Source organism: Calorimonas adulescens, assembly GCF_008274215.1.
GTDB lineage: Bacteria > Bacillota > Thermoanaerobacteria > Thermoanaerobacterales > UBA4877 > Calorimonas > Calorimonas adulescens.
The window spans coordinates 229276-245881 of record NZ_VTPS01000001.1; the positions used below are offsets into that span (position 1 = coordinate 229276).

The 16606-nt window shown below is 43.7% G+C and carries 28 protein-coding genes and 1 tRNA gene; all 29 read right to left on the reverse strand.

Going from position 1 to position 16606, the window contains the following annotated elements; translation table 11 throughout:
* Positions 1-2 precede the first annotated feature (2 nt).
* The 29 genes from FWJ32_RS01325 to FWJ32_RS01460 all read right to left on the reverse strand — a co-directional run bounded on the left by FWJ32_RS01325 (position 3) and on the right by FWJ32_RS01460 (position 16592).
* Positions 3-911, reverse strand: coding sequence for a ParB N-terminal domain-containing protein (locus tag FWJ32_RS01325; protein WP_149544168.1), 909 nt, complete (start codon positions 909-911; stop codon positions 3-5).
* The gene (locus FWJ32_RS01330; RefSeq protein WP_149544169.1) at positions 872-2305 is read right to left on the reverse strand and encodes a putative antirestriction adenine methyltransferase; all 1434 of its coding nucleotides are present in this window, start codon (positions 2303-2305) and stop codon (positions 872-874) included. The genes FWJ32_RS01325 and FWJ32_RS01330 overlap by 40 nt, the downstream gene beginning before the upstream one ends.
* 87 nt (positions 2306-2392) lie before the next feature.
* Positions 2393-2468: transfer RNA gene (locus tag FWJ32_RS01335), tRNA-Lys, on the reverse strand.
* Positions 2454-2954 carry a hypothetical protein gene (locus tag FWJ32_RS01340; protein ID WP_203227535.1) on the reverse strand — a complete coding sequence of 167 codons (501 nt, stop codon included), beginning with the start codon at positions 2952-2954 and terminating at the stop codon, positions 2454-2456. The genes FWJ32_RS01335 and FWJ32_RS01340 overlap by 15 nt, the downstream gene beginning before the upstream one ends.
* Positions 2955-2964: 10 nt before the next feature.
* A complete protein-coding gene (locus FWJ32_RS01345) occupies positions 2965-3192 on the reverse strand; it encodes a hypothetical protein (protein WP_149544170.1) in 228 nt (75 codons plus the stop codon).
* Positions 3193-3429: 237 nt separating this feature from the next.
* Entirely contained in the window at positions 3430-3984 is a 555-nt protein-coding gene (locus tag FWJ32_RS01350) for a hypothetical protein (RefSeq protein WP_149544171.1), read from the reverse strand.
* A gap of 126 nt (positions 3985-4110) precedes the next feature.
* Positions 4111-4497 carry a type II toxin-antitoxin system PemK/MazF family toxin gene (locus FWJ32_RS01355; RefSeq protein ID WP_149544172.1) on the reverse strand — a complete coding sequence of 129 codons (387 nt, stop codon included), beginning with the start codon at positions 4495-4497 and terminating at the stop codon, positions 4111-4113.
* The gene (metK, locus tag FWJ32_RS01360) at positions 4494-5714 is read right to left on the reverse strand and encodes a methionine adenosyltransferase (RefSeq protein WP_149544173.1); all 1221 of its coding nucleotides are present in this window, start codon (positions 5712-5714) and stop codon (positions 4494-4496) included. Before metK ends, FWJ32_RS01355 begins: the two co-directional genes overlap by 4 nt.
* Positions 5711-6019, reverse strand: a complete 309-nt coding sequence (locus FWJ32_RS01365) for a hypothetical protein (protein WP_149544174.1) — start codon at positions 6017-6019, stop codon at positions 5711-5713. Before FWJ32_RS01365 ends, metK begins: the two co-directional genes overlap by 4 nt.
* A 13-nt stretch (positions 6020-6032) precedes the next feature.
* On the reverse strand, positions 6033-6302 hold the full coding sequence (locus tag FWJ32_RS01370) for a hypothetical protein (protein ID WP_149544175.1): 270 nt from the start codon (positions 6300-6302) through the stop codon (positions 6033-6035).
* Positions 6303-6666: 364 nt separating this feature from the next.
* A complete protein-coding gene (locus FWJ32_RS01380; RefSeq protein ID WP_238988752.1) occupies positions 6667-7227 on the reverse strand; it encodes an HD domain-containing protein in 561 nt (186 codons plus the stop codon).
* A gap of 11 nt (positions 7228-7238) precedes the next feature.
* On the reverse strand, positions 7239-7682 hold the full coding sequence (locus FWJ32_RS01385; RefSeq protein ID WP_149544178.1) for a DUF5651 domain-containing protein: 444 nt from the start codon (positions 7680-7682) through the stop codon (positions 7239-7241).
* 19 nt (positions 7683-7701) lie between these two features.
* The gene (locus FWJ32_RS01390) at positions 7702-8457 is read right to left on the reverse strand and encodes a DUF5131 family protein (protein ID WP_149544179.1); all 756 of its coding nucleotides are present in this window, start codon (positions 8455-8457) and stop codon (positions 7702-7704) included.
* Positions 8458-8461: 4 nt separating this feature from the next.
* Positions 8462-8809, reverse strand: coding sequence for a hypothetical protein (locus tag FWJ32_RS01395; protein ID WP_149544180.1), 348 nt, complete (start codon positions 8807-8809; stop codon positions 8462-8464).
* The gene (locus FWJ32_RS01400) at positions 8793-9437 is read right to left on the reverse strand and encodes a hypothetical protein (protein ID WP_149544181.1); all 645 of its coding nucleotides are present in this window, start codon (positions 9435-9437) and stop codon (positions 8793-8795) included. Before FWJ32_RS01400 ends, FWJ32_RS01395 begins: the two co-directional genes overlap by 17 nt.
* 13 nt (positions 9438-9450) lie before the next feature.
* On the reverse strand, positions 9451-9876 hold the full coding sequence (locus FWJ32_RS01405) for a RusA family crossover junction endodeoxyribonuclease (protein WP_149544182.1): 426 nt from the start codon (positions 9874-9876) through the stop codon (positions 9451-9453).
* Positions 9873-10049 carry a hypothetical protein gene (locus FWJ32_RS13250; RefSeq protein WP_162523461.1) on the reverse strand — a complete coding sequence of 59 codons (177 nt, stop codon included), beginning with the start codon at positions 10047-10049 and terminating at the stop codon, positions 9873-9875. Before FWJ32_RS13250 ends, FWJ32_RS01405 begins: the two co-directional genes overlap by 4 nt.
* Positions 10046-10915: an ATP-binding protein gene (locus tag FWJ32_RS01410; RefSeq protein ID WP_149544183.1), complete on the reverse strand. Its 870-nt coding sequence runs from the start codon at positions 10913-10915 to the stop codon at positions 10046-10048. Before FWJ32_RS01410 ends, FWJ32_RS13250 begins: the two co-directional genes overlap by 4 nt.
* Positions 10905-11696, reverse strand: coding sequence for a hypothetical protein (locus FWJ32_RS01415; RefSeq protein ID WP_149544184.1), 792 nt, complete (start codon positions 11694-11696; stop codon positions 10905-10907). Before FWJ32_RS01415 ends, FWJ32_RS01410 begins: the two co-directional genes overlap by 11 nt.
* A 61-nt stretch (positions 11697-11757) precedes the next feature.
* Positions 11758-12591 carry a phage recombination protein Bet gene (gene bet / locus FWJ32_RS01420; protein WP_149544185.1) on the reverse strand — a complete coding sequence of 278 codons (834 nt, stop codon included), beginning with the start codon at positions 12589-12591 and terminating at the stop codon, positions 11758-11760.
* Positions 12592-12596: 5 nt separating this feature from the next.
* Complete coding sequence (locus tag FWJ32_RS01425; protein ID WP_149544186.1) at positions 12597-13316, reverse strand: hypothetical protein; 720 nt, start codon at positions 13314-13316, stop codon at positions 12597-12599.
* A 5-nt stretch (positions 13317-13321) separates the two neighbouring features.
* The gene (locus FWJ32_RS01430; protein ID WP_149544187.1) at positions 13322-13942 is read right to left on the reverse strand and encodes a hypothetical protein; all 621 of its coding nucleotides are present in this window, start codon (positions 13940-13942) and stop codon (positions 13322-13324) included.
* Entirely contained in the window at positions 13936-14169 is a 234-nt protein-coding gene (locus tag FWJ32_RS01435) for a hypothetical protein (protein ID WP_149544188.1), read from the reverse strand. Before FWJ32_RS01435 ends, FWJ32_RS01430 begins: the two co-directional genes overlap by 7 nt.
* A 4-nt stretch (positions 14170-14173) precedes the next feature.
* Positions 14174-14434 (reverse strand): hypothetical protein, encoded by a 261-nt coding sequence (locus FWJ32_RS01440; protein ID WP_149544189.1) that lies wholly within the window; start codon positions 14432-14434, stop codon positions 14174-14176.
* Positions 14391-14651 carry a hypothetical protein gene (locus FWJ32_RS01445; RefSeq protein ID WP_149544190.1) on the reverse strand — a complete coding sequence of 87 codons (261 nt, stop codon included), beginning with the start codon at positions 14649-14651 and terminating at the stop codon, positions 14391-14393. Before FWJ32_RS01445 ends, FWJ32_RS01440 begins: the two co-directional genes overlap by 44 nt.
* A complete protein-coding gene (locus FWJ32_RS01450) occupies positions 14635-15309 on the reverse strand; it encodes a transglycosylase SLT domain-containing protein (protein ID WP_149544191.1) in 675 nt (224 codons plus the stop codon). The genes FWJ32_RS01445 and FWJ32_RS01450 overlap by 17 nt, the downstream gene beginning before the upstream one ends.
* Positions 15287-15946 (reverse strand): DUF6273 domain-containing protein, encoded by a 660-nt coding sequence (locus tag FWJ32_RS01455; RefSeq protein ID WP_149544192.1) that lies wholly within the window; start codon positions 15944-15946, stop codon positions 15287-15289. The genes FWJ32_RS01450 and FWJ32_RS01455 overlap by 23 nt, the downstream gene beginning before the upstream one ends.
* Positions 15943-16092, reverse strand: coding sequence for a hypothetical protein (locus FWJ32_RS13255; protein WP_162523462.1), 150 nt, complete (start codon positions 16090-16092; stop codon positions 15943-15945). The genes FWJ32_RS01455 and FWJ32_RS13255 overlap by 4 nt, the downstream gene beginning before the upstream one ends.
* Positions 16089-16592, reverse strand: coding sequence for a helix-turn-helix domain-containing protein (locus FWJ32_RS01460; protein WP_149544266.1), 504 nt, complete (start codon positions 16590-16592; stop codon positions 16089-16091). Before FWJ32_RS01460 ends, FWJ32_RS13255 begins: the two co-directional genes overlap by 4 nt.
* Positions 16593-16606 lie beyond the last annotated feature (14 nt).

A 16606-nucleotide genomic window follows, 5' to 3' on the forward strand; every position in this document is an offset into this window, starting at 1 on the left:
ACCTACCTTCCGGCAAGAAAATCAGCAGCCCAATACTCAATAGCCTGCCACTTGTTTTTCTGGCCGACAATCCCTTCCTCACACATCTTTTTGACAGCTTCCGAGATAACATCTGCTGCTTCTTTAGGAACAGCACTGCTGCCGAATATTGAAGTAAGCTGTACCCATTCCTGGCTTTCCTCGTATCCAATGTCCTCAAACATCTGCTCAGTGCATCGTATCATTGCATGAATAGCAGAACCGGTATTTTTGACATTGGCAAACTTCTGGTACTTGTTGATTGCTTCCATGAAAGGCTTATGTTCTTCGATAGGAGCAACCCCTATAAAGTCCGGTTTTGTGCTTTCCAGTGCGGCAATAAGCTTTTCCAGATCTTTTAACTGGTGAGGCAAGAACGTAAATGTTATGTTCCTCCAGTCAAACTCAACCTTCGGAGACAAGAGCTTCTCAAGTTCCGCCATCGGTTGTTCGAGAATTTCTTTGCCGATGTAGCTTTCAAGCATGTCATCCACATCCTCAATAAGCTTCACTATCTCCTTGAGTGTTGACTGGTCATCGAATCCGGAAATGGCATTATGGGCAATCTGTTTTGCTGCTATTTGAGAACGGCTTAAGCCGCTGATATCCAGTATGACTACAACTTCATCCATGCCAGCTTCACGTGCCGCACGTATTCTGTGATGTCCCGATATAATTTCAATCTTATCTCCGACCAAAACGCACAAAGGGAGGCTTTCAAGTTGCCCCCTCTTTTTTATATTGTCAACCAACTGCTTGAACATCTCCGGCTTCATTATTCTGGCGTTGATGTCCTGTTCCTTGATGTTGGCTATCTTTACTTTTGCTATAATAAGGCCGGAACCCAGGTCGGCTAACTTATCGACTTGGATTTTGCTCGTTGCTTCTTCCATCTTTCTTCCCTCCATAACCACTCTTTAAGAGTTTCTTTTTCGTTTCTCTTGACCAGGTCAGATTCATAGGTAAGCCTGAATCCGTACTTCTTATCCGGAACCTTCTTGGTAAGCTTCATGATTCCCCTCATTTCCTTTGCTTCCGGATATTTGGTCATTTGTACTGTTTTCAGTGTCTTTGCCTTTTCTTTTTCAAGGTCAGTGCATAGGCTAAGGATGAAGTCTTCATTCTGTGCCAGCATTGTCAATAGTCTGTTAAGCCGGTACTCTTTATGGGGAACGGTCATTCCATACATGAGGAATACCGCATTGCTTACCTGTGTACCGAAAGCTCCCATCGTGAGAGCCGACTTATCAAGTCCAAATACACCGGCAATTTTCCCGTCAATGAGGACCGCTATATTTATAGGAGCAGAGGAGCCTACGAAGTTGTGTGTCCAGAGCTGCCTGTAATACTGAGCCTCTGACCGTTCAACCTGGCATAGCTGAACCTTTGATTTTTCTGTTATGACATAATCCCTCGGTAATATTGAACAATCAAGAGGATTGAGTTTGCTTTCGTTGGGCCTCGTTACCTTCTTACCTTTCGCCAGTGCCGTTGCTTCATCCGGTCTGTTGGTCGTCAAATATACATTTATGCCGTTTCTTACCCCGTACCGTGCGAATATGGGATGCCCAGCAGTTTTTCCTGGTTCATTTTCTTCGTAGCAGATAACAAGGCATTTTGCATCTTCGCATTTACGCATCAGCTCTATAAGACCGGTTTTCGGGTCAAATATCTTATACTCAGGCTCCTTCCATGTCATCTTCCCTCCGGTGTCATACCATTTTTCAAAACCGGCAGCATAGGTCGGAGGATTGGCTATTACCAAAGTGTGGGGGTCGTCAATAACCTCATCAAGATGTACCCACATATCAAGAGGTCTATAACTCATTCCATGTAGCACATCTCTCGCCCTCTGGAGCTGTTCATTGATGTTTTTGATATGCTGCTCTCTTCTGTACTCCAGGTCCATCATAATGTTGTAATAGTATTCTTTCCCTGCTTGTTTTGCTGCTCGCAGGTAGAGCTGAGCAAACAAAGCGGTCGCAGGGTCAAGCAGCTCTTCGTCAGTAAATCCATGAGCCTTGATTTCCAGCTCTTTCAACGACTGTCCAGTGATGGCATAACCCATGATGGTAGTAAACATAGCAACATCGCTTGTTTCTATCTCGCTCGGCTTGTATCCCGCCTGCACTGCAAGATGAGCCATTGCAAAAGCTCCGGCGCAAGGTTCTACGAATCTCGTATATCCATTCTTTCTGGCATTTTCAATTAAAGGCTTAAGGAATTTCTGTTCCGCTGCTACCAATGTTCCCAAAAAAAATGCTCCTGGATTCTGAAACTTCGCCACAATATTCACCTTCCTTTCTTTCTTGATAATTTGCATATGCAACATAAAAGGCATCGTATTTTTCATACGATGCCTTGTTTCTATATTTGGTCCGCCGAGCAGGAATTGAACGCTACGCCCTCCTGGTAAAGAGCCAGGTGCTCTGCCACTAAGCTATCGGCGGTTGCAAACCAAATAATGATAATTGTTCTGGTTCCGGTTCTTTAGGCTTTTCCGATTCTTTCTTCGGTAATATTAAGCTGGAACCTTGCTTGGCTTTATAGGTGGAAGGGTCTTGCAATTCTTCTATCGTTTCTCCGGTTCTTGCTTTCCACCATTCAGCAAAAACCAATCTGTGGCACCACTCACCAGGTTTTGTTACGTCTTCGTAGCAACACAGCACTACGTCTTTTCCTAACGCAAGATACTGATTGAGAATTGACCTTATCCTTGCCACTCCTACTCTGTCCATATTTGCGAAATATGGCCTGGTGAATCTTGTTCGGTCATATTCATTAAAGAGATAACCTGGCGGTGCTATTTCTATTATGTTTCCTGCCAGTACATACCGAAGCGGAAACTTCGGTGCTCCTCTTGTTATCCCAACTACCGTATAACTCCCATTTGAGAGTTCCGGATTTTGATACCTGCTTGTATAAATTTTCAACATTCTATCGCTCCTAACCGTATAGGCCAACCAGTACGTTTACTCCCTCCTCTATTCTTTTTGGAACATCCTCACCGATGGAGAGATAAAATCTACTGTGGACCATGCATTCGTACGCCTTTTTCATACTGTTGGATTGAGCTGGCGTAATTCCGAGCCGGAAGTCTTTGGCTATTTTCAGGGCTTTTTTATATTCCCCTGCTTTTACCAATTCCCTCACGATATCCGTTTTCTTAACCATTCCCTCGCCTCCTTTCTTACCATTCGGTAATTTGTTCCTTGTAATCATTCTAACATTTTACCGTCTGGAGTCAAACGAAAGAGCGAGGTATTTACTTAAAATAACCGGATAGGAGCGAAATTTGGGCTTTTCGTGCAGTTCTTTTTTATGGTGTGACATTACCCAATTTCATCGATACCATCTTACGATATCGTAATTGCCTTGTCAATGCCCACTTTTTGCCCTGAATAATTTTCCCTATCGGTTTAGCCACTCAACGCCAAATATCAAGGCCGACAGCTTCTCACAGGCGGCGTCAACATCCTTGTAAACTGTCCTTTCATCAATAGCCTCTTCTTTTGCAATTTCCTGCACAGTTTTGGGGTTTTCGTCTATGTATAGGCTGCAAACCGTCCTATATCTGCGTTTGTCTTCCGGCTTTTGTGACCTCATGCAGTATGACTCATATATTCTCATCATCTCTTTTACATGTTCTATGATGATTCTTGTTCTTGCCGAGCTCTTTTTGATGCTGTCTATGTAAAGCTCTTCTTTCCCGAAATAATTTCCGCTCATTATTTCAAGGATTTCAGCAAGGCTTTCGTCATGAACCTGTGCCGCTTCGTAGATTGCGTTTTCGCTATGTTCTGATAACTCCCTGAAATTTCTAAGCAGCATTTTGGTGTTTCTGAGTCTCTTGTCATAACGTGCCTTTCTTTCTTTCTCAGCTTCTTCCTTATACTTTTCAATTACAATATCAGTAATTTCCTTTATGGTCTCGTGGTCTAATTTTTTATATTTCTTTTGGCTCATGCCTTTAACCCCCTCTTACCGTTATATTGATTTTTGATTGCGAGCCTGGTAAAATATTCTTGTCGAATAGATTATAGGCCGCTAAGTCGTTAACACGGTGGAGGCGGCCTTTCCTTTTTCCTCCCCCTACCTCGGTTTTCTCCCCTCTCCCCCTTCGGGGTCGAGGGAGAGAGAAACCTTGAGGGCTCGGTTCAACTGCTTCTCTGCTTTGGTATTTACTACAGTTCCTATATAGGATTTCAGCATACTTTTCTCCAGAGTGATTATATGCTCACAGAGAACGATGCTTTTCTTCCGAAGACCACAATCAGGATAGAGCTTTACATGTGTCGGGAGATATTTCTTCAGCTTGCTTGTTATAAGGGCTGCGATTACGCTTGTGCTGTGGAGATTTCCCTTATCGTTCTGGATTATAAGCACCGGCCTTACTCCGCATACGGAATCTATCTTGTGCTGAGTGAGGTCCGCCATGAATATATCTCCTCTTCTCGGCTGAACGTTTGCGTCTGTCATCTTCTTATTACCTGCTTTACCGCTTCGTCAAAGCTTATAGTCATATCTGTCTTTTCCCAGGTTCGGTCTTCGTCTCCTATGATGTTCCCGAAATGCCCATAAGCAGAGGTTCTTTTGTATATCGGTCTTCTCAGGTCAAGCTTGTCAATGATGGCTTTTGGTCTCATATCGAAACATTCCAATACTGCCTTTGTAAGGGTCAGGTCATCAACTTTCTTTCCTGTACCATAAGTATCCACGTAAACTGATACCGGTTCGGCCACGCCTATTGCATATGCTATCTGGATTTCGCACTTATCCGCATATCCGGAAGCCACAATGTTCTTTGCTATATATCTCGCCATGTATGCGGCACTTCTGTCTACTTTTGTTGGGTCCTTTCCGGAGAATGCTCCTCCTCCGTGCCTTCCCCACCCTCCGTAGGTGTCCACTATGATTTTTCTGCCGGTTAATCCGCTGTCTGCGGCAGGTCCTCCCTTTACAAAACGTCCGGTGGGATTGATAAATAGATTAACATTGTCCCCTTCTATCCCAAGGTTTTTTGCATAGCTTTTAATTACTGGGTCTATAACATATGCGATAAGTGCTTCTGTCAGTTCTTCTTGGGTAATTTCCGGTACATGTTGTGTAGATACAATAATTGTATTAATTCCTACAGGCTTCCCATCATCTCCATATTCAACTGTTACCTGAGTTTTTCCATCCGGAAGTATCAAGGGAATTGTTCCGTCTTTTCGTGTCTGTGACAACTTATACGCCAGTTTATGAGCGAGAACAATTGGAAGTGGAAGATACTCAGGCGTTTCATTACAGGCATACCCGAAAACCATCCCCTGGTCCCCTGCTCCCAATGTGTCCATTTCGTCTGCGCTTCCGTTTTTTGCCTCTAAGGAACCCATAACTCCCATGCTGATATCCGGACTTTGTTCGTCTATAGTTGTCAATACGGCACAAGTGTTTCCATCGAATCCTGCATCCGGTCCGTCATACCCAATTTCTTTTAATGTCCTGCGGACAGTCCCAGGAATGTCCACGTAACTGTCCGTGGATATTTCCCCCATAACAAGTACCATGCCGGTAGTTACTGCTGTTTCACAGGCAACTCTTGCGTATGGGTCTTTTTCGAGTATTGCATCAAGCACTGCGTCAGATATCCTGTCGCACACTTTATCGGGATGTCCTTCTGTTACTGATTCTGATGTAAATAGCTTTCTCATTGCTTTACCTCCTCATCGTTTTTGTCTCGCTTTTCTCTCACTTCCATAGCAGCCAGCGAAGCTTCTTTTAATACCTCCATTAACTCATCAAGTCTTACAGCAACCATTATTTTTCTGTTTCTTACAGAGAAGGATACTGTGCCTATTTCGTAGCTGGCTTTGATATTACACGGATGCACTTTCTGCTTTTTGATTTTCACCTTTCCTCCCTGATTGCCAAAGTCTGTAACTACGCAATAGGCATTCAGAGATACTCCATCCAGTGGACCTTCTGTTTTGTCTTTTACCCTTTCAATCGTTGACATCTTCTTCATCTCCTCATAAATAATTTCTTCCAAATTCCTTTATGAACTCCTCAATGGAAGCTCCGTTTTCAATCATGTACTTCCTCTGCCCATATTCGTGGAGCTTTTGTGCCGTTTCTGGGCACTGGTGGGCCGCTTTCTTTCCGTTCCTGTGGCATTTGTCTCCGCATAGTCCAACCTTAAGTCCATATTTTTCTGATTTCTTACGGTTCGCTCCACCAAATATATGGTGTTCCTCCAGCAGCCCCCACTCCCCGCAGAGGAAGCATCGCCCATAATACATTCCTCTTCACCCTCTTACTTACGAATCGGTAAGTCTTGTCTAAAAAAAATAATCTACTGCTTCTTTATATTTGCTATGGTTCATAATATCTGCCATGTCTCCCTCCGCTTAGAAAAAAGGTCCGAATGCTTACTTCTTCAAATTCTCCTTTGTCTCTATGTTCCTGTTCGCATTTCCTGGCTCTGTCTGCCGCTCCTTTTGGCCCCCAAATTGCATCTGGATTCCAACCTTGCCCGCACGCTTCGCAATAGTAAATCTGCTTTTTGACTACAGGATGGCTATTCCGGCATTCAATAGCTTCACTTTGCGTCCAATATTCTTTAGTGCATACAGGGCACATATAGTACGTCTCTATCTTCATGGCTTACTCTTTTTCATCCAGATAAGTAGCTTCTAAGTCTGCTATGTGAAGCATCAGTGAAAGTGGATACCTTTCAAATGCATTGTTCAGGGTGTAGCTTCCTCCCCTCACAGAGTCATCGAAACTTCCCATGTGCCACCGGATAGCCATTGCTTCTTCCCTGGAGAGTCTCATAAACCCGCTCACTATGTAGACCGACTTTTCACCATGCCCGTATGGGAGCTTATCCTCTACCGTATAATACGGTACTTTAACCCACTGCCCATATTCATCCTTTGCATTTCTGAGTTCCGTCTTATAAAAATCAACTTTGCAAACATCGTGCAACAATCCGCATATTGCAATAGTCTCTGCTGAAACATCTATCATCTCACGGGTCACATAGTTGAGCAGCCTTTCATAAACATGAATGCTATGCTCGCATAATCCACCTTCTCTGCTCAGATGGTATTTGGTACTTGCCGGTGCTGTAAAGAAATCCGACTTTTTAAGCCAGTTAAGAAGCTCAGTTGAGCCATCTCTTTGAATATTTTCCTCGAATATACTTATAAATTTGTCTTTCATATCTATCCCCCTTAATTCTCATATGGGCAACCGTCTGTCTGCTCTTGGGCTACCGGTATGTTGAGTTTCATGAAAAGCTTGTACCGCTCACACTCTTTGTGATTTGTTTTATTACACCCGACACATTCTTTTAAGGAGAAGCTGGCAAGGTCGTACAAATCCTCAATGTCTATATACCTTCCTCCCTCGGTCCTCCCCAGCTTCTCGTTTACTCTGTCAACTATCCTGACTTCGGTGTTTTTTGCATCCCTCATCAATTTCTTTGCATAGTCTACTTCAAGTCTTCCTACTATGCTGTCGCTGGCATGTAGTAGATGAGTAGCAGCGGTTTTTATCCTTTTCCTTTCTTCTGTGGTAAGACAGCTCGTTTTTTCCAGCCAATTTCCCAGGTAATCCCATGTAACTAACATCATCAAATGGTGTTCTCTATCAATTCGGTTCATGTAGGTTTTCATTTTCCCACATCCCCTCCTTTTACCAAGGGTACTCAGTGATAATTCTTTGTCCCCAGATAGGTTTTAAGCTATTTTTCATAAATACCGGAATGTTGTAGGTCCGGCAATCTTCAATGATTTTTCTCAGCCATTCCCGTTCAGGAACTACTTTGCCTTTCCTGTTTCCTGTTTCTGCACCGATGATTACCCACTCCGGTAAAATTACCCCTGACCCAGTAGTAATATCTATTCCTTCAAGTAGTGGTTCCATAGATATGAACCAGTGGAATTTCTTTTCTCTGAACCATGCAAAGTCATCATCTGGCTTTGTTACGCTTGTTCCGAACCAGAAGTTATCTTCCCAGGGAAGGAGTCTCTTCTTTTCAAGTTCAAGATAACGCTTGGGATTTTTGGTGAGGAACAGGTACTTATGCTGTGGGGCTGCCTTGCAAGCATCGAACACTTTTAATATCCATTCTTCCGGAACCCAGTCTCCAAAAAGGTCTGCCATCGAGCATACAAATATCGTCCTGCTCTTTGTTTTTATTTTCGGTTCGTTAAGCCTGTATGTATGAAACGTAGGCTTAAATGCAAATGGATATGGATATTTGACATCCTTCTCATCAACCTCAAACAACCTGTCGCTTTCTTCAACGGTATTCTCAAACATTATCGCTTCAAACGGCCTTTTAAACCTATTGGCTATTCTTCTTGCATAACAATATTCACATTTGTGAAGGCAACCAGTTACCGGATTCCAACTCATATCACACCATTCAATCTTTGTTTCGTTCATTCTCTCACCTCCCAGTCCCCGTTGCAGCGTAATTTTTCTGCTTTTCGTATCCATTGAGAGCCTTTTGAGCCATAGCTGCTACCTGTATCATTTCACAGGCTGCCAGTGCAGCTATTCTTTTAAGGTCAAAAAGGATACTGTTCTGCTCATCTCTGTCGTCTGTTTTCACTGCATCCCAATACTCCTCAAGATGTGCAGCAGCTTCAACTGCATCATTCATTGCTTCTTCAAGCTCTTCTTTGATTACTGCATAGGATTCATGAGGGGAATTGTTCTTAGGTCCAAACTTGACTTCCGCCCTTTGCAGTTCCCTATCTATTTCTGCTTGTACAGCCTTAAATAGCAGTTCCATCGGCTTCCTCCTCCGGACTGTCGTACTGATATCCGTCGTAAAAATCTTCGTCCGTATCCTGAACGTCTTCCGTTTCAGCATCTTCCAACTCATCGTCAGGCAAGTTTTCATCCTCAGTATCATTGCTGTCATCTTCGTCTTCTTCCATATCCTCATCCACTATTCTGTAATCTGCATCTACAAATTCTTCTGTTGATCCAGTAATGCTTAAGACTTTCCTGCCTTTAAGAGCATCCTCATCATAAACCTCTTTGTCATACTCAAAGATGCTAAGCTGAGGGTCTTTTATCTCCCTCATTACGTATTGTCCGAGCTCTCCGTCCCAAACTAACTCATAATTGCCGCTTAAGGTTCCCGTTTTCTCGTCTTTAATCTGCATTACCGAGCTTACTTTGTGGTCAAACTTAGGTTTGATTACTTCTCTCTGTGCACCTGGGATTAACGAATCGAAGTTTGGAGCTTGTTCTTTCATGAGTGAAATTTTCAGTTTAACTGTAAGCTCTGCCTGCTCACTCTCTTTGTTCTCCATATTGGTTAGAGTCTTCCTTAATACCTGGTCGAAATCCGATTTGAGAGCATTGAATGTGTCACTGCTGAGCGTTAAAGCCCATACGTTTTGCTGATTCATGATACAATCCTCCTTATTCTTTCGTGGTCTGAATAACCACTTCAATTCTTGGTTGTTCTGAGTAATACTTTCTTAGCATCGTGTCCACTATCTGCGAGTCATCCCTGTATGCTACCTGGTTGAGGCTATCCGCTACTACCTTGATGATGTTGTCCGCATCCGGCTTTTTGGTCGGTCTTATCTCTTTTTCAATCATCATCCGACGCTTCTTTTTGCTTGCACTGGAAGGTATCGAGTAGTAGGCCATAATTCTCATATCAAGATAGTCATTATCGTTGAATCTCACATTTCCGCACTGTCTTAAAAATTCCGTCTGAATAAGATTCTCGTAAATAACTGTTTCGTCCGGTGTCCTGGTGACTACAAAGTCTCCCCGCTTGCTGAACTTCGGCCTTCCTTTCCCCTGCGGTTCACCCAGGACCGTAAATCTTACCTTCACTCTTTATCATCCTCCCTTCCTGCGTTTTCATCGTCCAGTGTTTCGAGGTAGTAATCATAGCTCTTACCCGTGCTGGTCCTCTTTTCTTTGCCTTGCCGTACAGTATAACCGTTTTTCACAAGGATGGCCGCTACCGTCAACCTGTCTGCTTCCATAAATATCTTTATCTTCACGCCTCTCCCTCCAAAAACTTAGTCATCTCATCGTACCTTTTGGCCGCTTCTTCCTTCCTCCAGGAAGGACCGTTAAACTCAACCGGATAGCACATTTCAAATATCCTGTCGTAGATTCTTGAGTACCGTATATCCGCGGTTTCCTGCATCTGCATAAGGGAAAGATTCGTGGTAAGGATGAGAGGCTTTCTTGCCCTGTAACGACTGTCGATGATGTTATAAACCTTTTCCAGGGCAAATTCTGTGTTCCGTTCGGCTCCGAGGTCGTCAATGATGAGCAGCTTTGCTTCATTCATCCGGTTTATAACTTTTTGTTCTTCGTCTTCTCCTGAGAAAAACTGAACGCTTTGCAGTATCTTCACAAACGATGTCATTACCACAGGAACCATCCGGTCGAGCAGATAATTTGCTATGCAAGCAGCAGCAAAGCTTTTCCCCGTTCCTACAGGCCCGTAAAGGAGCAACCCTTGATTCTTCTCCATCATCTCATCAAAGTGCTCTGCATACCTTAAGCACATCTTATAAAGCTTGGCGTTTTCTTTTATAACTTCAAACGTATCAAAGGTGGTGCTTCTGAATTTCTCATCCATAAGACTATTGCCTTTAAGCCGTGCAACCCGTTCCATCTCCTCCCGCTTTCTCATTTCCTCCTGTTCTCTTCTGTACTCTTCCTCTCGGCATTTGCACATAACTGGAACTTTGTATGTCTTTGAAGGGTTATCCGGCAGGGATAGAATCGATTGTTTACGAGTTCTGCACTTTCCACAATAAAGGAGGCCATCTTTGCCGATAAAGTCATCGTCACGCTTTGGCTGGTTTTCGTACGCTTTCCCTATTACAGACTCCAATATGTAACTAACTTCCATCGCTATTGCCTCCTCTCTTGTATTTTGCGAACGGGTTCCCTCCGTTTTGAGTTTCCGGTTTGCTTGCCTGCTGAATAAGTCCAGGGTTCGTCTTTTTGATTTCGTCTACCACCCAGGAAAGAATAGCTCGGTAATCATCCTTGTAGGTCTTCCCTTTTGAGCCTTTATAAAAATCAAGCTTCTGGATGCAGGCTTTGGTAAACTGCTCTCCGTATACATCAACTAATTTTTGATACTCTTCCGGCTTCATGCTTACGTAGTCTGCATACTTTGTTTTTTCAACTTTTGCTTTCTTAGGTTTTTCTGGCGGATTTTCTTCCTTTCTCGCATTGTCCGGTGGACTGTCCGGCGGACTGTCCGATGGATTGTCCGATGCCCGTTCAAGTTTTTGCTTTTCTTCTTGCCTTTTTCTCGCTCTTTCTTCTCTCTTGCGTCTGGCATCGTATTCTTTTTGAGAGAGAAACTTAAACCACTGTTCCTGCCATTGGTCCCAATCGTGCAGGTATAAGGTTCCATCTACTTCGTCAAGCCATCTTGTTGCGATGAGACTGTTAACTATGTGCATCGGGTCTAACCCAATGCTTAAACCTGTTGATAGAGCATCCGCCACATCCTCTCTATCTGCACTTTTTATCTCACCGCTTTTGTCCGCATTGTTAATCCCCCACAGCCAAAGCGAGATGAGAATACCGAGGGCTTCTTTCTGTGAGCATCCTATCTGTTTGGACAACTCTCTCAGCTTTCCGCCCACTACATGGTCATGCACGCTTATCCATGCCAATCATCTCACCTGCCTTTATGAAGCAGGGGGACGTTGCAGGGTCCCCCTGCTTGTTTCATTATTAGGATTCATTGCCTTTGTCCTCATCATTTAGGGACTCGTCTCCGGACTTCGCTTTGTCGATGGCTTCCTGGATTTTTTCCATCACTCTCTTGTAAACCGATGTCGGCATTCCTGTCGTAGACTGGAAACCTTCTTCTGCTATCAGTGAGGCTATCAGCTCATTGCCTTTCTTTTTTCCAAAATTCGCTTGAGCAAGTGCGAACATTTGCTGCCTTTGTTCCTGTGTAATTGGTTCGTCTTCTTCAACCACATGGTAGTCAGCATCTACATATCCTTCCGGACCTGCTTCCTCTACCGTGTAAAGTCCTTCATAATCACGAGGGAAAGCAGCTCTCAGTGCCTGTGAAACCGCAACCTTTTCAATCATTGTGCAAGGTTTGGTTTTCCAGTTGGCTTGGCCTTTATCGTATTCTTTCAGGCTGACTTCCTTGTAAGTCTCTTCAATCTCGCCATTCTTTTTGCGGAATACTCTGCACCACCCGCCGATAAGCTCCTCTTTTGGATAGAGGCATGTACCCTCTTTCTGCACTACCTGGTCTCCACGAAGAACGACTATTCCAGACTTTCTTCCGGCGTATGTCGGGTTCTCTTCCGCTCTTCTCTTGTAGGTTTCATATCCAACTACAAGCTGGAAGTCATTTCCGAACTTGATAGGATAGCACTCACCAACAAACGGGTTAAGCTTCTGATACTTGCACAATTCCAGGAAGAGTTTGATTTCCTGGTCTGTGATATTCCCTCCTCCTCTTACCAGGTACTTCTTTACATCTTCCGCTGTAATTTCAACGGCTCCAAAAGCTGTGTCATATTTGACCATCAAACTATTGGACATATGAACTACCTCCTAAAACTCATTTTTGCAGTTTCTTTGTAGACTACCCCAGGGATGCTGACCGTGCCTTTTGACGCTCTGATGAGTCTCATGACTGCTTTCTCGTCAACCGGCCTTATAGTTACTCCTGCTACCTTGAGGGGAACTATCGCATCGTTAATCGATACAATTTCCCAGTCTTTACTTACGGAAACTCCTTCCGCCTTCGGTTTTTCAACTACCAGGGTTGCTCCTCTTGCAACCGAGTCTGTTATCTGGGCATCGAGCATAGCAGCTTCTGCTTCTTCGATTTTTCCTTGTTCCTCAAGGGCTATTGCCTCTTCAATTTTCCTGTTGGCCTCTTCTTCCGCCTTTCTACGCATTTCCTCTTCCAGGGCTTTACGCTTTCTTTCTTGTTCCAGCGCATATGCACTCATTGTTTTCTTGAGGATGTTCTCTGCATTCTTGAGAGGTGTCAGCATCATCTTTTCCCTGTCACATATTTCTTTGTGAGCCTTGTATGCCGAATCTTTCATTGGCTTAAAGAACTCGACTACCTCAGCCGCTTTCTGCTTTATAGTCCTCCCAAACTCAGCGGCTTGCTGGTAATCTGCCTCATCCTGAATAATGATAGATTCTGCCTGGAATTCGATTGCTGTTACCTCTTTCGATATTTTCTTTTCGTCTGGTGTTACCGTCGTGGGAAGTACGGCCACGACTTCTTCTTTAACTGCTGAAATACTCATAATTTCTACCTCCGTTTATATTTTTGTTGATGGTTCCAGATTGTGAGGAGCGCACCAAAAACCTCCCAGCTTTCGCTATCGTTAGCCTTATACCTTTCCATTGAGTAGGTCCCATCGCTTTTCAGATGTACGATGGCCTTCTCGTCAAATTTGACTCCATGACTTTCATAAGCTTTGGAGTATGCTTCAAGCTGTACTCCCGTCAGCATCCGGTTTATTTCTGCCGACGTTTTGAAGTCTACGCATATCAGGTTTTTGCCGATTACACATGGCATATCAGCCGTGCCTGCATACCTGAGATACTTGTGATAAACTCTGCATTCTGTTTCTATGGGAATTGGCTTAAAATCAGCCATCCACTTAAGGAATCCGTCAAAGTATCCTCTGTGTTGTGGAGCAATATCCTCAATTTCAAACTTGACATAGTTTTCAATACCGTTGTGCACTGCTCTTCCCCTGTCTGCCGCTGCATTGAGGATATCTTCATCGACATCTTTGTAAAATTCGTTGGATAACGGCCTCATTACTGTGGTTACGCTCGGTATGTAGATTCCGTTGAGCTTGTAGATGTGCTTCTTCGGTTCAAAGGTCAGTTCAGGAAATTTTGGCAACGTAACATCTACCATCCGCAATCCACCTCCGCCGTTTCAACTTCATACCCGCATGTTTCTAACAATTCCTTGGTTGTCATGTTATCGAGGCAGTCCATGCAGATATACTTGCCGTCAATTTCGACGTATTCATCTCCGTCCAAAATCCCTTCTCCGCAATTCGAGCAGTTATAAACCTCAACCGGTTCCGGAGCGTTTGGACATCTTGGATGGCATGGCATTTGCAAACATACAGAACACATTTTCTCACCCCCTCACCGTCATCATTTCTGAATTTTCCCTTTGAGTCATAATGAGCATTGACTTCATGTTGATGTATTGTCTTATATAGAAGTCTGTAATTTCAGTCTCAAGCAGCAATGGCAGGTAATCTTCGTCTTTCTTGATATAGTCTAATTTCCTTACTGCATAAGCCAGTATGCTTTGGTATTCATCCTCCGGAACCTTGAATCCGAGCTTTTCCTCAGCGTATATCCTCGCCTGCTTGAGCCTTTCTTCCAAACTCATTACTTACATTCACCTCCTTAAACTCATCAAACATATCTTTAATGCCATACCCAAGCTGAACTATGAGGATAAACAACGGTATAATGAGAAACTCTCCTCCGAATGCTCCGCTATACCCTCTCTCCCTGGCTGCCATCTGTACTGCATAAGGAGTTAGTATTGTTCCTGCAAGCACCGCAGCTATGTAAAGCCAGTTTTTCTTAATCCATCTTTTCATTTGCTCCCTCCACCTCCGTCATCTCATCCATCAATTGATGGATTTTCCGACTGTATTCTGTGCTGTATATTCCTTTTTCCCAAAGCTTTTGGGCACCTGATTCTCCGCAGTTGTAAGCCATCAAAACTTTATCAATGTCTGCGTATTTATCTGTCAGGTCAGCCAGCATGTAAACTCCGGCCAATATGTTCTGTTTTGCATCCAGGAAGTTTTCTATGCCGAGCTTGTCTTCAAGCCACTTATGGTTAATCTGGTTAATCTGCAAAATACCGTAATCTTTGGTCTTGCTTATTGCATCTTCCTGGTAGCTGCTTTCCTGTCCCATCATTGCCAGTACCATTTTGTAATCTACGTTGTTTTCAGTGCAAATATCGTAGGTGTATTTCTGGAGTTCTGCATCAAGCGGCACATTGTAGAGGATAAACTCTTCATTTTCTGTCTCATCAGTTTCAACTGTCTCCAATGCCGGTACGGATTCATCGGTTTCTGTTATATAAAGCTGTTTTTCTGTTTTCGTCTCAGGGTTTTCTGTTATCAGAACCGCATTTCCCGTTTCTTTAGGTGCTGTAACTGCAATCGATGCAGCCATTGAAAAAACAAGCAGGACGATAAAGCGCAGTCTAAGACTCGTTCGCCTATTCCTCTTCCTCGTCCTCATGTTTTTCTAACCCTTCTCTTCTAATAAGCTCTTTCAAGAGCTCTCTTGTGCTGTACGACTCCAATGTCCTTTCGGAAACAATACATGTGCACCCGCTTTCTTCTTCCTCATCAGATACCAAGATATCAGATTTAAGAAACCAAGCGGGCCGAACGCCGATGTCGCCGTTGCAGGCGTAGTCGTAGTAGAGGCTGCCATCGGAGTTGACGCCGCGCACGCCGTGGGCGTATCCGTTTGATGCTGTGCTGTAAGGTGTTGCAAGCCACCACCAATCATTCAAATTAGGAATTAATTTTCTGTACTTACGGTACTGGTCGCAAGTTAGTAAAAAAATCTTGTCATTGCTTGTTCCGTAATCAGTCAGACCGTCATCTGCCGTAAGGTCAACTTCTGCTACTTCGATATCCCTCTCCATATCCGAGGTCTTTATAAGACTGTTCAGAAATTCTCCATTGAGGTATTTGCGAAGCGAGCTTTTCTTCCAATCGTTGCAGTTGTCAGTGTCAAAAGGCATATCTCCTATGGATTCTTTGCAAAGCACGAGAGTTTTTCCATCTTGGTGGTCAAGAACCATAACCTCTCTTCCTCCGTAAAAAACCGTCTTACCGATTTCAACATTTTTTAACATTGCTTTCATGCTATTGCCTCCTCTTTTTTTAGTGGAGAAACGAACAATCCAATGTCGATGGGTTTCATTTTTTTAATAGCCTCGTTCAGTTCCTCCGCAGTTTTTATTCCAAACTCCTTTTCCAAAATTTCTCGAATCTCATCTATCCTGCTCATTCCCCCCTCCCCTTTCCGAGAACCTTCTGGCTTATGAGCTTAAGCTCTCCGGCTGCCTTGATGAGATAATCAAGATACTCAACTATTTGCGCCAGGTCCGGTTTTTCGTCGTCGCCGATAACTCCATCTTCCGCTATATCAACAAGCTGTTCCTTGATTTCATCAATCTTCTCGGGAGAAAGGCTTTTCAAAAGCTTAATTGTCACCTGCTCAATACTCTTAACTTCTGTAGCTATCGGAGCCCCTTTCCCAATCGGGCATTCATTCGCACAATATATAGTTTTAAGCTGAGGAGCATTGTAAAGGTCTGCCATCATGATAATTACATCCGGTGGTATTACCTTTGTTACTCCGAGCTCGTAATTTGCCAGTGATGAAACCGACACTCCCAGTAACTCCGCAGCATTCTCCCTGCTTTTAAGCCTTTCATTGTATTTTGCAGCATCTTTTCTACAGCGAAGATAGATGTTTTCACTATCTTTCATGCAGCCACATTCCATTCTTTTCACCTTCT

What these genes read in the sequence shown, in the direction of transcription:
- FWJ32_RS01455 (WP_149544192.1), bottom strand. Translation starts at nt 15,946, where the DNA reads ATGAAAGCAATGTTAAAAAATGTTGAAATCGGTAAGACGGTTTTTTAC.
- metK (WP_149544173.1), bottom strand. Translation starts at nt 5,714, where the DNA reads ATGAGAAAGCTATTTACATCAGAATCAGTAACAGAAGGACATCCCGAT.
- FWJ32_RS01460 (WP_149544266.1), bottom strand. Translation starts at nt 16,592, where the DNA reads ATGGAATGTGGCTGCATGAAAGATAGTGAAAACATCTATCTTCGCTGT.
- FWJ32_RS01355 (WP_149544172.1), bottom strand. Translation starts at nt 4,497, where the DNA reads ATGACAGACGCAAACGTTCAGCCGAGAAGAGGAGATATATTCATGGCG.
- FWJ32_RS13255 (WP_162523462.1), bottom strand. Translation starts at nt 16,092, where the DNA reads ATGAGCAGGATAGATGAGATTCGAGAAATTTTGGAAAAGGAGTTTGGA.
- bet (WP_149544185.1), bottom strand. Translation starts at nt 12,591, where the DNA reads ATGTCCAATAGTTTGATGGTCAAATATGACACAGCTTTTGGAGCCGTT.
- FWJ32_RS01370 (WP_149544175.1), bottom strand. Translation starts at nt 6,302, where the DNA reads ATGTATTATGGGCGATGCTTCCTCTGCGGGGAGTGGGGGCTGCTGGAG.
- FWJ32_RS01400 (WP_149544181.1), bottom strand. Translation starts at nt 9,437, where the DNA reads ATGAATCAGCAAAACGTATGGGCTTTAACGCTCAGCAGTGACACATTC.
- FWJ32_RS01445 (WP_149544190.1), bottom strand. Translation starts at nt 14,651, where the DNA reads ATGAAAAGATGGATTAAGAAAAACTGGCTTTACATAGCTGCGGTGCTT.
- FWJ32_RS01395 (WP_149544180.1), bottom strand. Translation starts at nt 8,809, where the DNA reads ATGGAACTGCTATTTAAGGCTGTACAAGCAGAAATAGATAGGGAACTG.
- FWJ32_RS01435 (WP_149544188.1), bottom strand. Translation starts at nt 14,169, where the DNA reads ATGTGTTCTGTATGTTTGCAAATGCCATGCCATCCAAGATGTCCAAAC.
- FWJ32_RS01410 (WP_149544183.1), bottom strand. Translation starts at nt 10,915, where the DNA reads ATGGAAGTTAGTTACATATTGGAGTCTGTAATAGGGAAAGCGTACGAA.
- FWJ32_RS01350 (WP_149544171.1), bottom strand. Translation starts at nt 3,984, where the DNA reads ATGAGCCAAAAGAAATATAAAAAATTAGACCACGAGACCATAAAGGAA.
- FWJ32_RS01450 (WP_149544191.1), bottom strand. Translation starts at nt 15,309, where the DNA reads ATGAGGACGAGGAAGAGGAATAGGCGAACGAGTCTTAGACTGCGCTTT.
- FWJ32_RS01425 (WP_149544186.1), bottom strand. Translation starts at nt 13,316, where the DNA reads ATGAGTATTTCAGCAGTTAAAGAAGAAGTCGTGGCCGTACTTCCCACG.
- FWJ32_RS01380 (WP_238988752.1), bottom strand. Translation starts at nt 7,227, where the DNA reads ATGAAAGACAAATTTATAAGTATATTCGAGGAAAATATTCAAAGAGAT.
- FWJ32_RS01365 (WP_149544174.1), bottom strand. Translation starts at nt 6,019, where the DNA reads ATGTCAACGATTGAAAGGGTAAAAGACAAAACAGAAGGTCCACTGGAT.
- FWJ32_RS01440 (WP_149544189.1), bottom strand. Translation starts at nt 14,434, where the DNA reads ATGAGTTTGGAAGAAAGGCTCAAGCAGGCGAGGATATACGCTGAGGAA.
- FWJ32_RS01325 (WP_149544168.1), bottom strand. Translation starts at nt 911, where the DNA reads ATGGAAGAAGCAACGAGCAAAATCCAAGTCGATAAGTTAGCCGACCTG.
- FWJ32_RS01385 (WP_149544178.1), bottom strand. Translation starts at nt 7,682, where the DNA reads ATGAAAACCTACATGAACCGAATTGATAGAGAACACCATTTGATGATG.
- FWJ32_RS01345 (WP_149544170.1), bottom strand. Translation starts at nt 3,192, where the DNA reads ATGGTTAAGAAAACGGATATCGTGAGGGAATTGGTAAAAGCAGGGGAA.
- FWJ32_RS01390 (WP_149544179.1), bottom strand. Translation starts at nt 8,457, where the DNA reads ATGAACGAAACAAAGATTGAATGGTGTGATATGAGTTGGAATCCGGTA.
- FWJ32_RS01430 (WP_149544187.1), bottom strand. Translation starts at nt 13,942, where the DNA reads ATGGTAGATGTTACGTTGCCAAAATTTCCTGAACTGACCTTTGAACCG.
- FWJ32_RS01340 (WP_203227535.1), bottom strand. Translation starts at nt 2,954, where the DNA reads ATGTTGAAAATTTATACAAGCAGGTATCAAAATCCGGAACTCTCAAAT.